Below are 14,504 nucleotides of genomic sequence, written 5' to 3'. Positions count from 1 at the left end.
ATCTTCCCCCCGCTTACGCTGCTTGTGTGGTGTCAGAGGCCCCGCGGCGCGATGCGGCAAGGGTTGAGAAGTACACATCCTCAAGCCCCCCATCGACCGATTGAAAGCCATCGCCCGGATCATGATCGCACAAGATGTGAATGATCGTCTCACCAGCAAACAAGCGGGTTGAGATCACTTCGTACATATTGCGGTATCCATCCAACTCACTGCGCTCGATCGTCTTGGCCCAAACCGTGCCTTGCGCCTTAGTCATCAGCTCCTTGGGAGCACCCTCAAGCTTGATCGAGCCGTTCACCAAAACCGCCATCGACGGGCATAAATCCGCTACATCTTCAACAATGTGTGTAGACAGAATAATCACCACATTTTCACCGATTTCAGCGAGCAGGTTCAGAAAGCGGTTGCGTTCTTCTGGATCAAGGCCAGCGGTAGGCTCATCGACGATGATGAGGTCAGGGTTGCCGATCAGAGCCTGCGCAATGCCAAACCGCTGGCGCATACCGCCCGAAAAGCCAGCGATCGCTTTCTTACGCACATCCCACAGGTTCACCTGATTAAGCAGGGTTTCAACCGTATCCTTACGCGGACCTCTTGCCGAGATACCCTTAAGCACCGCCATATGGTCGAGCATATCGTATGCCGAAACGCGGGGGTAGACGCCGAAATCTTGAGGCAGATAGCCAAGCCGTTTGCGCAACTCCTCAGGCTCGGCGAGGATATCGAGACCATCAAATGTGATCTGCCCTGAACTTGGCGTTTGGAGCGTCGCCACCGTGCGCATCAAAGTCGATTTGCCTGCCCCATTGGGACCTAGAAGCCCGAACATACCCTTAGGGATCGTCAAGCTCACATCATCAAGCGCCTTTACGCCGTTGGAATAGACATGACTTACGTTCTTAAGTTCGAGCATGGCAATCAATCCCTCTTCTATACAGCGAAGCTAGAAGGGTGTGTTGCTCATGTAAAGCACCAGATTCAGATAGACCCCATCCACGACTGATAACGCTCGACAAATGGCAATGCGCTTGGCTGAGCCGCCCTCTATCGCACTCGAGAGGGCGCAATCAAAACGGCATTGGCGATCAACAAGTCAAGGCCGTCCAAATAGGCCCGCGTCGAAGGATCGTGTGCAAATCCAATCGTCAAGCCGCGCCCTGTCCCTTGCGCCATCATATAGGGTTTAAACGATAACTGACGCCGGTTTTCGTCCCAGACATAGCCGCTCTCGATCAGTGTTTCCGGAGCGGCAAAGCGCATGACATTGCTACCGTTTGACCGGTCGAGCGGGGTGTAGACCAAAGATCCGCTGGCGAGAACCACTGCGCCATCATCATAGCCGGCTGAAAGGAAGTGTTCGGTGTCCGCAACCGTGTTCAAGAGTGCACCGGGCAATGTGTCAGGAAGCGCTTCTTGGTCGGCTATCCTTTCGCGGTAATCCTCTTCGCTTGTAATTTCGGTCGCGCGTGTAAGCGAGCCTGCATCGCCGCTGTCATCATTCGCGGAAAGTCCTAGGGCTGCTTCACGCTGAACTGCGAGAAGCGGATTGTCCCCCGATGCAAATGCGCCCAGCGAATTCCCGATAGCGACGAGAACACCGCCGCGAGCCACAAAGCTGCGAAGGTTGCGAATGCCCGCTGCCCCCAAGGCGCTGCGCGGTGAGCCATTAGGGACTAAAACCACATCATAATCGGTCAAATCAGCGCGGCCAAACCGCTTAGTTCGGATTGGCACCACTGGAAGGCCAAGGCGTTGCTCAACAACGAAACGCAGACTGCCAGCGCTAAGCTGTGATACGCCTTCGTCCCATGCGATTGCCACTTTGGGCAGGGTCAGGCGAACAAAGGAAGAGCTACCAAGGTTCGGGCCATCTTCAACCCAGCTATCCGAAATGCCAACGGTATGTGCGCCCACTTGATCGGCAAGTTCCCGTAAACGAGCCATCTTATCCGGGGTGTTCGTTGCCACCGGGAATAGAACAGTACCGCGCGGGAATGTACGTCCGTTTTTAGTAAACGCTTCATCGGTCGCACGCGCATCAATTCCTTCACGAAGGGCAAGAGTAACCAGCCGCGCCTGTCCGCTATCCGTCCATGGAACCGCAACTGCATAGGCTCCTGAATGGTCGCCAACGGCAGCGATTTCTTCTTCACCTGTCATCGGTTGGCCGCCAACTTCACGGTTGCATAGATTGACCGTCACACCTGACATCAGGCCCACTGACCAAGACGTCACATCATAAAGTTCATGGGCCAGATCCTGGCTGCGACGTTTTTCTTGCTCAAGGATAAATTCACGCGGTAATTCGGTATCTTTATCAAGCAGGCTTCGTACCAACTTTCCGGCAGGCTGCGCTTGAGGCACTGCGATGTAACCTTGAGGATAGGAGCGACCGCACACGGTGACGAGGCCATCGCGGCGTACAACTTCGATGCCTTGCGCCGCCAATCTGCGACCAAGTCCTTCCGCATTCCAACGGCGGCTTGAAAGGTCGATCACATAAGAACCGCTGCCCGCCACACCGTTTGCATTTGCACGGCGATAATTGGCGTAGTCGCGCAGGAACCGGTCCGCGTTCATCGCAACCGCTTCGGCAGTTGAAAGGCTTGCAACAAAGTGATTTCGCACCGTCGCCGCGTAAGGCAGCACCGTTCCATCACGCCTATCCCAGACGAGCCCTCTCGCCGAGCCTTGTTCATAGGTCATGCCAATCGCGCCTTGGTGTGCGTTCCATGTATCGCCATAGCCGGGGTAGAAGAGGTCGAAAATTTCGCGGGTAAAATAAGGCTCGCCAATAGTGTCAAAGTTGCGCGCATTATTGCGCCCGATCACTTCATAAAGGTTAAGCTGTTCGGGCGTGATGTTAGGGTTCACAGGGTCCGCCGCAGGGGCGAAGAAATAGGTCTCATCACCGCCCATTTCGTGAATATCTGCGACCACCACCGGGTTCCAAGCCCGCAATGCCGCGACCTTACCGCGCGTTTCGGGCTGACTCAAAGTGAACCAATCGCGGTTGAGATCGAACATGTAGTGATTGACCCGGCCACTGGGCCAAGTTTCATCGTGCTCTGCAGCTTGACGGTCGCCAATCGCCGTCAGCCCCAGAGCGTCCCGGAAATGGTTGACAAAACGGGCTCGCCCATCAGGGTTTTGGATCGGATCAAGTACAACGATTGTCTCAGACATGATCTGCTGCACCCGCGAGTCATCGGTTGCTGCGAGCAGATGATAGGCCATCATAATTGCCGCATCGGTCGAAGCGATTTCGTTGCCGTGTACCGAGTAAGCGAGCCATGTCACCGGCAGAGCATCGCCATTGCTTGGACGCCCTGCTGCAATGTTGGCCATATCGGCTTGGACCGCGTCAATCCGGGCCATGTTCTCAGGCGCGGTCAAGACCACATAGTTGAGCGGGCGTCCCTGCCAACTGGTCGCATATTCGACCATCCGCACCCGGTTAGGCGCGGCTTTCGCCAGAGCTTCCAAGTACTCAACCGTCTCTTCAGGATTGGTTATCCGCTCACCCGGCTTGTGGCCAATCACGTCCGTCAACGTCGGGATCGCTGCATCAAAGTCAGCCTCAACAAATGACTGAGCGAAAGCAGCGCTTTGAAGAGAAAGGAGCGAAAAGGCTGCTGCGAGGATTGCGATGCAGCGCTTAAGAGCATGAACCATCATGCCCCCGGTCTTACTCGTAACGCCTATAAGCGCAAGAGAGGTATTGGGTCAGGCCTGCCCGTGTTCCTTACGCGCAATTTCATGCAGCCAATCAGCATGGCGCGGTGCAGTCTTAGTCTCGCTCCAATCGTCGAGCATCATAGGAGCAACCCGCTTGAGTTCCGTATATTGCTCCTCCGTGCCAATGTCGGTCGCAAGTTCCACGCGGTGGCCGTTCGGGTCGAAGAAATAGATCGACTTGAAAATGCCGTGGTGGGTCGGGCCCAGCACGTCGATGCCCTCGCCTTCGATATGTGCTTTCGCGGCCAGCAGTTCTTCCCCAGATCCGACCTTGAACGCGAAGTGTTGCACCCATTGGGGCGTATTCTCATCGCGGCCCATCTCTGGCTGATTGGGAAGCTCGAAGAAGGCAAGGATATTGCCGTTCCCCGCATCAAGGAAGACGTGCATATAAGGATCATATGCACCCGTTGAGGGCACATGGTCCTCTGCGAAGGCGGTGGTGTAGTCCATGCCCAGCACGCGGCCGTACCACTCGACGGTTTCCTTCGCGTCCTTGCAGCGAAGCGCCGTGTGGTGGACGCCGCCTAGTTTGACAGGGTGGGTTCCAGAAGCACTCATTGCGCTGGCTCCTCTTGGACGTTCAGAACTCCGCGCGCGACTTGGTCACGCTCAATGCTCTCGAACAGAGCTTTGAAGTTGCCCTCGCCAAAGCCGTCTTTGTAATCGCCCACGCGCTGAATGAACTCGAAGAACACTGGGCCAATGCGCGGCTCTGCAAAGATTTGCAGGAGCAGACGCGGTGCGCCGCCTTCAGTCGTTCCGTCCAGTAAGATGCCGCGTGATTTAAGCGCTGCTTCATCGCGGCCATGGCCGGGAAGACGCTCGGATAGCATCTCGTAATATGTCTCTGGCGGGGCGGTCATAAAGGGCACGTCGAGCTTCTTCAGGCGGTCCCATGCCGCGACGATGTCATCGCAGATAAGGGCGATGTGCTGGATACCCTCGCCGTTATATTCGCGAAGGTACTCTTCGATCTGGCCCTTGCCGTTTTCGCCCTCTTCATTGAGCGGGATGCGGATCTTGCCGTCGGGCGCGGTCAGCGCTTTTGAAGTGAGGCCGGTGTATTCGCCCTTGATGTCGAAATAGCGGATCTCTTGGAAGTTAAAGAGCTTCTCATAGAAGTCGGCCCAATAGGCCATGCGCCCGCCGTAAACGTTGTGGGTGAGGTGATCGATCAGCTGGAATCCGCAGCCCTCAGGATGCTTGTCGACACCGGGAAGATATTCGAAGTCGATGTCATAGATCGACAAGCCTTCGTCGCCTTCGCTCGCATAGCGGTCTACGAAGTAAAGGATCGACCCACCAATGCCGCGGATCGCAGGAATGCTCAGCTCCATTGGGCCCGGAGCATTGGCAACAGGCTCTGCGCCTTGTTCAAGCACGTGGGCATAAGCCTTGGCCGCATCACGAACGCGGAACGCCATCCCGCAGGCGCCGGGACCGTGCTCACGCGCGAAGTACCATGCGGCAGACTTGGGCTCATAGTTCACCACAAGGTTGATCCCGCCCTGACGCCACAAAGCCACATCCTTCGAACGGTGGTTGGCGATGTGGGTAAAGCCCATGCTTTCAAAAACCGGCTCCAGCATGCCCTTTTCAGGCGCGGAGAATTCGACGAATTCAAAGCCGTCGAGGCCAGCTGGATTTTCGAACAAATCACCGGGGTGGATGGTCATGGGTCAGTGCCTTTAGTTGATGAAATACGGCCAAACAGCCGATTCAATGAAATTTAGTTTCGTTTGAAACTATCTAGCCATGGGCCGCCTATTTGTCAATTGAACCGAACCACCTTTGCGTGCAGGGTCGCGTCCTGAGAGGTGAGAGAGATGATCAAGACCAAAGGAATCAACCACATCGCGCTTGTGTGCCGCGATATGGAGGAGACGGTGAAGTTCTACACTGAGGTCTTACAGATGCCGCTGTTCAAAACGGTCGAGCTTCCCGGCGGCGGTCAACACTTCTTCTTTGATTGCGGAGGCGGCATTGCGGTGGCGTTCTTTTGGTGGGCCGATGGACCGCCGGCAGCTCCCGGTATCGCATCGGTCAAATCCTTTCCCTATGACGCAAAGACCGCAGTAGGCTCGATGAACCACCTCGCTTTCGACATGGAGGAAAGCGAGCTTGAGGCAGCGCTTGATCGCTTGGAAGAAGCGGGCGTTGAACATACCCACGCGGTCATCAATCACGACGACAGCAAGATGGGAATGTCCAGAGATTTGCACGAGGGCGTCTTTGTGCGCAGCGTCTATTTCACCGATCCCAATGGCGTCATGTTGGAATTTGCCGCGACCACCAAAGAGTTCGGGCCAAACGATATCGCCCACAAGCCAGCGACCGCTGCCGACCGAGTGGAGCCCGCCTGATGCCGCGCCTAAGAGAAGTGCCCAAGGCCGAAGCCGACCCCTCAATCCTTCCGCTCTACAAGCTCCTTTTCGGAGACCGCGACCCGGCGCAGGAGCCCGGCACTGCAACCGGCACTTCCGGGGATTGGTGGACCGTGTTCGCCAATTCACCCGAAGCGCTCGCCCATGCAGCGCAAGGCTTTGCCTATTACCGCTCGCCAAAGCGCAAGCTTGACCCCACTTTGCGAGAGTTGGGGCAAACTTGGGCAGGCTGGGCGACGGGAAGCCAATTTGTCTTCTCACAGCACTGCAAATCCCTTCGCGGGCTCGCCTATCCCGAAGAGAAGATCGACGCCCTGCCCACGTGGCAAACGGCCACTTGCTACACCGAGAAAGAGCGCCTTGTCCTTGCCTATGCCGACCGCCTCGTGGTGCACCAAGGGCGCGTGCCAGACGCTCTCTTTGATGCGTTGAAGGCTGAGTTTTCCGATGAAGAGATCATGGAGCTCACCTACACCACTACCATGTACCTCATGCATGCCGTGATGAGCCGCGCGCTGCGCACAGAGTTCGACGACCGTGACGATCCCATAACCGAGGTGCCAGCACCCGAAGGATTCGACGCGCTCGATTTCCTCGGCGGGAACCGGGATCAGAAGGACTAGGCCCTAGCGGTTTAGGCGACGCGCCCGATATTGCGGCCGCGATCATCGCGGGTGACGGTGAGCTGTGCGCCGAACGGGCTGCCGCTCTCGAACGCCGCTCGTGTTGGTTCGTGTGAGAGGTCGCCATTGCCGACCACGCGCTCGCCTGCGTCATTGCGGCCAATCCAGACGGCATCTGCGCCCTTCTTGATCACGTTGATCGTGTAGCTTTCGATTGTCGCACTCTCGAAGGGTTCGCCCGAACGCGGCACTGCATTCTCGGCCTTGGGCACTTTGGCCACACGCGGGCGCGACCAATCGGCAGGGTTGGTTGAATAGACGCCGGTTGCATATTTGCTCATCCAACCGCCATTTGCGCCCACCAGAGCAAACTTGCCGCGTTCACCGCGGACCTTCTGAACCGCCTCAACAATCGCGTGGGCGGAGTAATTGTTTCCCGCTCCTCCAAAGAACGGCAATCCGCCCGTCAGCGTCAGGCCTCTCGGGTCATCGACGCTGAGGTCAAAATGCTCAATCTGGTTAAACACTGGGATCGCAAAGCAGGAATAGAAGTCGATAAAGACCATATCGTCCATGCCCTTGCCTGCAATCTCCAGCGCCTGCTGGGCGCTCGCAATCGAGGCGGGGTTGGCCGCCAAATCAGGCCGCTCTGACAGCTCCAGCTCCGTCGCCGAAGTGACGCCGTGGATATGCACCCACCTATCTTCTGGCACACCCAGCTCACGCGCTTTGGCAGCGCTGGCGATGATGATCGCCGCCGACTGGTTCACCTGATCGCGCGCCACAGTCATGCGGGCATAGGGTTCGGCGACGATGCGGTTGCGTGTCGTGATCGTGGCAAGTTCCTCAGCGCTACGCTCTTTAGGGGCCGCCGCATGGGGGTTCGCCGCCGCAACGCGGGTAAAAGGTTCAAACAGCTCGCCGATTTTGAGGCGATATTCATCAAGGCCAAGGCCCAGCTTTGCCCGGCGCGCATTCTCGGCCAAAGCATAAAGCGGGATGGCCCCTGTCGCGCCATGCGCAAACAAGCCCATCTCCATAAGACCATCATTGCCAAAGCCGCGGTCTTCGAGGGTGCCCTCAATTTCTTCAGACCAATCGGGTTTCTCACCCTTGGCAGCAAGCGCAAGAACGGTTGAGATCGCTTCCGCCCCCACAATCGCTGCACAGCGACTTGTCCCCGCAGTAATCGCCTCAGCAAACTCGCCAACGAGATATTGATTATACTGCCCGCCCGTGGTTGAAAGGATCGCCCTCTCAGGGTTCGCGCCCACCCGCGCCGCCATAGAACGCGGCACATTGTTGGAACCCCCGAAAGGCGGCTTTCGATCAGGGCGAGAGATTTCAAACGCCCGGATCGCTCCCACAGTATCAATCGCAGGCGCGATAGGTTGAGCAGCGCCGCTGTCGGCAATCGCTGCCTCCAGCGCGCGCCCGCCCAGATCCATATAGGACAAAGCTTCGTAGCCGGGCTCGCCGACTTTTTCGGAATATTGCCCGACGCCGATGATGACCGGCGTGTTGTCAGCTACCATCAAGGCGTCCTCAATCAACGAAGTCTTTGACCCGCTCAACGATGATCGCAGGGGCCATGCCTCCTGCTGCACACATAGTGACAAGGCCATAACGCCCTTCGCTGCGCTCAAGCTCGTCAACGATGGTGCCGATGAGGATCGACCCGGTTGCACCGATAGGGTGACCCAATGCGATAGAACCGCCGTTAACGTTCACCTTGTCCCAGCCAAGGTCCAAGTCTTTCATGAACTTGGCGGTAACCACTGCGAACGCTTCGTTGATTTCGAACAGGTCGATATCGTCGGTCGTAAGGCCAGCTTTCTCAAGAACCTTCTTCGCCGCAGGAACCGGTGCATTCAGCATCAGTGTCGGGCAATCGCCTTGGTTCGCCGTCGCAACAACACGGGCGCGCGGTTTCAGGCCATTGGCTTCGCAATATTCTTTGGAGCAAACCAGAACAGCCGCTGCGCCATCGACGACGCCTGATGAGTTACCGGGGCCGTGGAAGTGCTTGACCTCTAAATCGGGATATTTCTGATTGATCATCCCAACAAAAGTCGGCTTGCCTTCGCCCATCGACATGCCCGCCATTTTCTCAAATGAAGCGGGCAGGCCGCCAAGCACTTCCATGGTTGTGCCCGGCTTTGGAAACTCTTCCTTGTCGAGGATGACATTGCCGTCATCGTCGAGCACGGGGACGAGTGACTTGTCAAAGCGACCCTCTTCAATCGCGCGCGCTGCGTTCTCTTGGCTTTTGAATGCCACCATATCGAGCTCTTCGCGGGTGAAGCCTTCGATCGTTGCAATCGCATCGCCGCAAATGCCTTGCTGGGTCTGGGGGTGGGATTGGGCGAGGCGTTCATTGCCGCTGCCCATGCCAAGCGGCATGATGCCTGCCTGCATTTTTTCCTTCATCATCGAAGACGTAAGGCTCATCATCTCCGTGCCGCCTGCAACAACGCAGTCTTCCATGCCGCTCATAATAAGAGCGGCTGCAAGGTTCACAGAAGTGATGCCGCCGCCGCAAAACCGGTCGAGGGTCATGCCAGACGAGGTCACATCATAGCCCGCATCAAGCGCAGCCATCCGGCCCATATCGCCGCCCTGCTTACCTTCTTGAGAAGAGGTCGACCAGACCACATCGCCAACCGTTGCTGTATCGAGGCTGTTGCGTGTCGCAATCGCTTTAAGACAGGTTGCGGCGAGATGCTGTGGGTGTTCGCCGGCAAGCGCGCCTTTGCCCGCTTTGCCAATTCCGCGCGGGGTGCGCACTGCGTCAACGATATATGCTTCGGCCATGGTCTCTCTCTTCCCTAGAACTCGTTTTTATCGAAATTGCGGTTGACGGGTGCGTAAAGCGTCTGCACTCCATACACAAGAATTGAGTTTCAAATTGAAATGCCAATTGGCATCAGAAGTTCTGCAAGGAGAGAGTGCCCGTGAGCGAAGAAGTCCTGACCCAAGTCGAAGACGGTGTTCTGATCGTCACTATCAATCGTCCCGAAGCCAAGAACGCCATGACCAAAGCGGCCGCCGAAGGCATTGCCGCAGCAATGGATCGCCTCGATGCCGAGGATGACCTGCGTGTTGGCATTCTGACGGGTGCTGGCGGAACATTCTGCTCTGGCATGGACCTCAAAGGGTTTCTTCGCGGCGAAACTCCAAGTGTTGAAGGCCGCGGCTTTGGCGGCGTGGTTCAGGCACCCCCTGCCAAGCCTTTGATCGCTGCGGTCGAAGGATACGCACTTGCTGGCGGTCTTGAACTCATGATCGCATGCGACCTGGTTGTCGCCAACTCCGGCGCAAAATTCGGCATTCCCGAAGTGAAGCGCGGCCTTGTAGCGGCCGCCGGCGGGGTGATGATGCTGCCCGATCAAATCCCAGAGCGGATTGCGATGGAGCTCTCGCTCACCGGTGACTTTATCGGTGCAGGCCGCGCCTATGAGCTTGGCCTAATCAATACGGTGACCGACGGTTCAGCGCTTGAGGGCGCGATGGCTCTGGCAGCGAAAATTGCGGCCAATGGCCCGCTCGCGGTCAAGGTGTCGAAGCAAATCATCAAAGAATCGCGCGGTTGGGCGATGGAAGATCGCTACAACAATCAAGGCAAGCTGATCGCACCGGTCTTCGTATCCGAAGATGCGCGCGAAGGCGCAGCTGCGTTTGCTGAAAAGCGCGCGCCCAATTGGAAGGGCAAGTGATTTGCGTAGGGGCGTCCATCACGGGCACCTTTTCGTATTTAGGTTTGGGATTTTAGGAGAGAGATATGCCCGTCATTGACGTGCCGCAGCCCGAGTTCATGGAAGACGAGGAGATTTCGATCTTCGCGGACGCAGTGGGCAAATTTTATCAGCAACATGCGCCTGAAAAACGCGTCCAGAAATGGCGCGACGAAGGTCAGGTGGAGCGTGAGTTTTGGAACGAAGCGGGGGCAGCAGGCCTTTTGGGCGTGTCAGTTCCGACAGAATATGGCGGGCACGGCGGCGATTTTCGTCACGACATGGTCGTCCTCGATCAACAGTCGAAGAATGACGTCGATGGATTCGCAGCCTCGCTCCATAACACTATCATCCTGCCTTATATCGTGCGTCACGGAACCGAAGAGCAAAAGCAGAAGTATCTGCCAAAGCTCGTAACAGGCGAACTCGTCAGTGCTATTGCCATGACCGAACCGGGTGTGGGCAGCGACCTTCAGTCGATCACGACCACTGCCCTAAAAGACGGCAATGGCTACCGGATCAACGGGTCCAAAACCTATATCTCAAACGGTCAGACTGCCGATTTCATCGTCGTCGTCGCCAAGACCGACCCGAACGAACGCGCCAAGGGCATCTCGCTCATGCTGCTAGAAACAGACGGCGCAGAAGGGTTTGAACGAGGCAAGAAACTCGACAAGATCGGGATGGATGCAGCCGACACATCAGAGCTGTTCTTTGATGACGTCTTTGTACCAGCCGAAAACGTGCTGGGCGGGGTCGAAGGCAAAGGCTTTTATCAGCTGATGGGTGAGCTTCCTCAAGAACGCCTTGTCATCGCCATGGGCGCATGCACCGGGATCGAGAAAGCGCTCGACACCACAATCGACTACGTGAAGAACCGTAAGGCCTTTGGGCAAACCATCTGGGACTTCCAGAACACGCAATTTGTGCTCGCGGACCTGAAAGCACGCGGCACAGCGGCGCGGGTTTTCGTCAACGATTGCATCGCCAAGCTATTGAAAGGCGAGCTTGATGTTGCGACCGCTTCAATGGCCAAATATTGGTGCACCGAGCTACAGGGCGAGACCGTCGACAAATGCCTCCAGCTTCACGGCGGCGCTGGCTACATCAACGATTACCCCATCGCCAAAATGTACCGCGACAGCCGCATCACGCGGATCTTTGGTGGTTCAAACGAAGTAATGAAGATGTTGATCGCAAGAAGCATGTAAGCCTGCAGCCTATCTTCAATCCAAACTAAAAAGGGCGGCTCGATTGTTACCGAGCCGCCCTTTCTTTGTCCCCTCCCAGAGACGACTATCCGTTTAGAATTGGGTACGAAGGGTCACACCGTATGTGCGCGGTTCCTGAATGAATGCAGACCGCGAGTTACCGCGTAGCACAGTGTTAAATGTAACACCTCGCGTCACAACATCAGTCACGTTCTGCGCCCAAACTTCAAGTCCCCAAGACTTATCTTGGCTTCCGATACCAGCCCGTAGGTTGATTTTGGTATTGCCGTCCTGGACATCAAACGGCAGCGGACCAGCCGCAGCAACCGCTGCATCAATTGATCCAGCTGCAGCAACCGCAGCATCATCCGGTAGAATGATCGCTTGAGTCGAAGTTCGACGATCACTTTCCGTCCGGATTTGCCCATTAACAAACCAAGTCAGATTGTTACCGATATCCTGAGTGTAAGTGCTGCCAAGGATGGCAACCACTTCCGGCGCATTCGTTAGATCATTGCCGCACAGGCCTTGCACATTAACAGGTGCCAGAGGATCGTTGCCATCACAGTCTCCCGGATACCGAGCATCCGTCCAAGTCAAACCAGCATTGATGGAAAGGCCATCCGTTGGACGGATAACCGATTCAATCTCAACACCTGTCGACAAAGCTTCTGGGACGTTGAAGGTTTCGAACTGCGCACCAGTGAATTCCAACACTTGGAAGTTCGTGAACTCCTCATGGAATATAGCGAAGTTGAACGTCACTGCATCATCAAGGAACTGCGCCTTCAAACCAACTTCATAGGCGTCCACTTCTTCTGAAAGGAAGGTTGGATCAGCACCGGCAATTGCAGCTGTTGAATCCAAATTTATACCGCCGGATTTATATCCATGCGTAAAGCTTGCATAAACATTGATTGGCGCCGCAAATTCATATGACGCTTTGACCGTATAAATCAGCTCATCATCGTTAAAGGTGGTCCCAGCAAATGTCACTGGGGTCGGGATACCAAGAGCGGCTGTCGGCAAATCGGCAGGCGCAGTGAACGCAAAGCAACCCAAACCGAACAGCCCGTTACCCAACGCAGTACCAAGCGGCGGTGCTGGCGCCGCGCCCGCAGGTGGGGTGCCCAATGCAACATTACTGATAATCGCCGAGCAAAGGTCATTATTCACGGCAGATTGCGAGAAGCCACCGGTCTTGCTTTCGTCTGACCAACGCAATCCAGCCGTCAAGCTCAAGTCATCGGTGATATCGAAGGTATTGTGAGTGAAGATTGACCAACTCTCACTGTCCTGCGCAAAGTTATTGGTGTTAGATATACCGTTAGGGCTAATTCCGCCAGAGAACAGAGCCAGTGGTGCCGGACCAGCAGCGCCCCCAAAGAGAGCACCGGCCAATCCATCGAAATCAGCTCCAAGCGAAGCAGAAGTTGATGAATCGATCGTCTCATCAGAGTAGAAGCCACCGACCAACCAAGACAGGCGCCCATCGAGCAAATCACCTTGGAAGCGAAGCTCTGCTGTGAATGTCTGAATTGATGTGTTGAGATCATCAATGTTGAAAACATCTAGCCCAGTGAAATCTGAATCGTAATTTTCGTTGGATTCGAAGTCACGATAGGAAGCGACAAAGATCGCGTCTGTGCTATCGCCGAGAGGGACTTCAATCTCTCCGGTCACGCCCCATTGATCGACCTCAACGATTGGCAAAAAGCTTGCCGTGGTTGTCCGAGCATCAAGAATATCTGTGACGGCTGCTTGATCAAATGGATTATCGGTAAAAGTTGGTGTCGACTGCCCACCGCGAGCACCAAGGCCCACCGCAGCGAAACCTCCGCCAGTTTCTACTGTACCTTGTAGCAGTTCGACCGCACCGCAGCAGCTTGATGTGCTGCGCGAGTAATCACCGATCAGACGACCACGAATTCCGCCGTCTGACTCAAATCCCAACTGCCCGCGAACCAAAAACTGATCGGTGTCATTTGTCGCACCAATGTCCCCGCCATCGCGATCGAGAACATCCAAAAGGCCATCGCGCTCGCGATAGGCACCTGTAACACGAAGAGCCAAGCTGTCTTCCACGATAGGAAGATTCACGGCGCCTTGCACGTTAAGCAGGTCAAAATTACCGTAAGAAGCGTTTGCGAAACCGCCAAATTCACTGAGGTCCGGACGGACGTTGGTTATGTTTAGCGCACCAGCCGAAGTGTTCCGACCAAACAAAGTTCCTTGCGGACCGCGCAAGACTTCGACGCGTTCTACGTCAACAAATTCAGAAAGGGCAACGCCCGGGCGTGACTGGTAAGCTCCGTCAACAAAGATGCCGACCGCCGATTCAAATCCGATGTTGTTCGATGTCGTGCCGACACCTCGTATCCGCAGCACCACCGATCCGGAGGCGATCTGCGCTGTCGAAGTAGAAAAGCTCGGCGAGACACTTCCAATATTTTGAACGTTTACAACGCCCTGTTGCTCTAGTTGTTCCGGGCTCACCGCTGTCACAGCAATCGGAATATCTTGAACATCCTCGGCCCGACGTGTCGCCGTCACAATAATGACATTCGTATCCTCATCGGGAGCTGCCAGCGGTGCGTCCGCTTGAGCGAATGCCGGTGCGGTGAACGAACTGCAGGCCAAAAGACCGGCGGAATAGGCAGCGAACTTGCGTGTCATAATTTGCTCTCTCCATGTGGCGCCCGGCTTTTTGACCGGTACGTTGTCCGATTAGTAAGAGTATCAGCGCTATTCATCCTGCCAAGAGAGAATGGCCGGTTGTTGGCTGGTAGTGTCAAAAATGCAACATTGTAT

The 14,504-nt window shown here is 55.9% G+C and carries 11 protein-coding genes; 4 read left to right on the top strand and 7 right to left on the bottom strand.

The window, feature by feature from the left end; translation table 11 throughout:
- Positions 1-13: 13 nt before the first annotated feature.
- From ABJ205_RS00815 to hppD, 4 genes are all read right to left on the bottom strand, one after another.
- Complete coding sequence (locus ABJ205_RS00815; RefSeq protein ID WP_348159543.1) at positions 14-913, bottom strand: ABC transporter ATP-binding protein; 900 nt, start codon at positions 911-913, stop codon at positions 14-16.
- Between the two features lie 131 nt (positions 914-1,044).
- Positions 1,045-3,678 (bottom strand): M14 metallopeptidase family protein, encoded by a 2,634-nt coding sequence (locus tag ABJ205_RS00810; protein WP_348159542.1) that lies wholly within the window; start codon positions 3,676-3,678, stop codon positions 1,045-1,047.
- 48 nt (positions 3,679-3,726) lie between these two features.
- Complete coding sequence (locus ABJ205_RS00805) at positions 3,727-4,299, bottom strand: VOC family protein (protein ID WP_348159540.1); 573 nt, start codon at positions 4,297-4,299, stop codon at positions 3,727-3,729.
- Complete coding sequence (gene hppD, locus ABJ205_RS00800; RefSeq protein ID WP_348159538.1) at positions 4,296-5,417, bottom strand: 4-hydroxyphenylpyruvate dioxygenase; 1,122 nt, start codon at positions 5,415-5,417, stop codon at positions 4,296-4,298. Before hppD ends, ABJ205_RS00805 begins: the two co-directional genes overlap by 4 nt.
- Before the next feature lie 150 nt (positions 5,418-5,567).
- Between hppD and ABJ205_RS00795 the strand changes: the two genes are divergently transcribed.
- Both ABJ205_RS00795 and ABJ205_RS00790 read left to right on the top strand, forming a co-directional pair.
- A complete protein-coding gene (locus ABJ205_RS00795) occupies positions 5,568-6,104 on the top strand; it encodes a VOC family protein (protein WP_348159536.1) in 537 nt (178 codons plus the stop codon).
- Positions 6,104-6,748: a carboxymuconolactone decarboxylase family protein gene (locus ABJ205_RS00790; RefSeq protein ID WP_348159534.1), complete on the top strand. Its 645-nt coding sequence runs from the start codon at positions 6,104-6,106 to the stop codon at positions 6,746-6,748. The genes ABJ205_RS00795 and ABJ205_RS00790 overlap by 1 nt, the downstream gene beginning before the upstream one ends.
- A gap of 11 nt (positions 6,749-6,759) precedes the next feature.
- Here ABJ205_RS00790 and ABJ205_RS00785 read toward each other — a convergent pair whose 3' ends face one another.
- Both ABJ205_RS00785 and ABJ205_RS00780 read right to left on the bottom strand, forming a co-directional pair.
- The gene (locus ABJ205_RS00785; RefSeq protein WP_348159532.1) at positions 6,760-8,283 is read right to left on the bottom strand and encodes an acetyl-CoA acetyltransferase; all 1,524 of its coding nucleotides are present in this window, start codon (positions 8,281-8,283) and stop codon (positions 6,760-6,762) included.
- A gap of 10 nt (positions 8,284-8,293) precedes the next feature.
- Entirely contained in the window at positions 8,294-9,562 is a 1,269-nt protein-coding gene (locus ABJ205_RS00780) for an acetyl-CoA C-acetyltransferase (RefSeq protein ID WP_348159531.1), read from the bottom strand.
- A gap of 140 nt (positions 9,563-9,702) precedes the next feature.
- Here ABJ205_RS00780 and ABJ205_RS00775 point away from each other — a divergent pair, with 140 nt between their 5' ends.
- Together ABJ205_RS00775 and ABJ205_RS00770 are read left to right on the top strand one after the other, a co-directional pair.
- Positions 9,703-10,464, top strand: coding sequence for a crotonase/enoyl-CoA hydratase family protein (locus ABJ205_RS00775; protein WP_348159530.1), 762 nt, complete (start codon positions 9,703-9,705; stop codon positions 10,462-10,464).
- A gap of 65 nt (positions 10,465-10,529) precedes the next feature.
- Positions 10,530-11,693 carry an acyl-CoA dehydrogenase family protein gene (locus ABJ205_RS00770; protein ID WP_348159528.1) on the top strand — a complete coding sequence of 388 codons (1,164 nt, stop codon included), beginning with the start codon at positions 10,530-10,532 and terminating at the stop codon, positions 11,691-11,693.
- Positions 11,694-11,786: 93 nt separating this feature from the next.
- Here the strand turns inward: ABJ205_RS00770 and ABJ205_RS00765 are convergent, their stop codons facing one another.
- A complete protein-coding gene (locus ABJ205_RS00765; protein ID WP_348159526.1) occupies positions 11,787-14,369 on the bottom strand; it encodes a TonB-dependent receptor in 2,583 nt (860 codons plus the stop codon).
- Positions 14,370-14,504 lie beyond the last annotated feature (135 nt).

Source organism: Erythrobacter sp. (genome assembly GCF_039988855.1).
Lineage (GTDB): Bacteria > Pseudomonadota > Alphaproteobacteria > Sphingomonadales > Sphingomonadaceae > Erythrobacter.
The sequence above is the reverse complement of the archived record's forward strand: the minus strand, read 5'-3'. Positions and strand labels throughout refer to the sequence as shown.

What these genes read in the sequence shown, in the direction of transcription:
- ABJ205_RS00795 (WP_348159536.1), top strand. Translation starts at nt 5,568, where the DNA reads ATGATCAAGACCAAAGGAATCAACCACATCGCGCTTGTGTGCCGCGAT.
- ABJ205_RS00810 (WP_348159542.1), bottom strand. Translation starts at nt 3,678, where the DNA reads ATGATGGTTCATGCTCTTAAGCGCTGCATCGCAATCCTCGCAGCAGCC.
- ABJ205_RS00815 (WP_348159543.1), bottom strand. Translation starts at nt 913, where the DNA reads ATGCTCGAACTTAAGAACGTAAGTCATGTCTATTCCAACGGCGTAAAG.
- ABJ205_RS00765 (WP_348159526.1), bottom strand. Translation starts at nt 14,369, where the DNA reads ATGACACGCAAGTTCGCTGCCTATTCCGCCGGTCTTTTGGCCTGCAGT.
- ABJ205_RS00780 (WP_348159531.1), bottom strand. Translation starts at nt 9,562, where the DNA reads ATGGCCGAAGCATATATCGTTGACGCAGTGCGCACCCCGCGCGGAATT.
- hppD (WP_348159538.1), bottom strand. Translation starts at nt 5,417, where the DNA reads ATGACCATCCACCCCGGTGATTTGTTCGAAAATCCAGCTGGCCTCGAC.
- ABJ205_RS00770 (WP_348159528.1), top strand. Translation starts at nt 10,530, where the DNA reads ATGCCCGTCATTGACGTGCCGCAGCCCGAGTTCATGGAAGACGAGGAG.
- ABJ205_RS00790 (WP_348159534.1), top strand. Translation starts at nt 6,104, where the DNA reads ATGCCGCGCCTAAGAGAAGTGCCCAAGGCCGAAGCCGACCCCTCAATC.
- ABJ205_RS00785 (WP_348159532.1), bottom strand. Translation starts at nt 8,283, where the DNA reads ATGGTAGCTGACAACACGCCGGTCATCATCGGCGTCGGGCAATATTCC.
- ABJ205_RS00805 (WP_348159540.1), bottom strand. Translation starts at nt 4,299, where the DNA reads ATGAGTGCTTCTGGAACCCACCCTGTCAAACTAGGCGGCGTCCACCAC.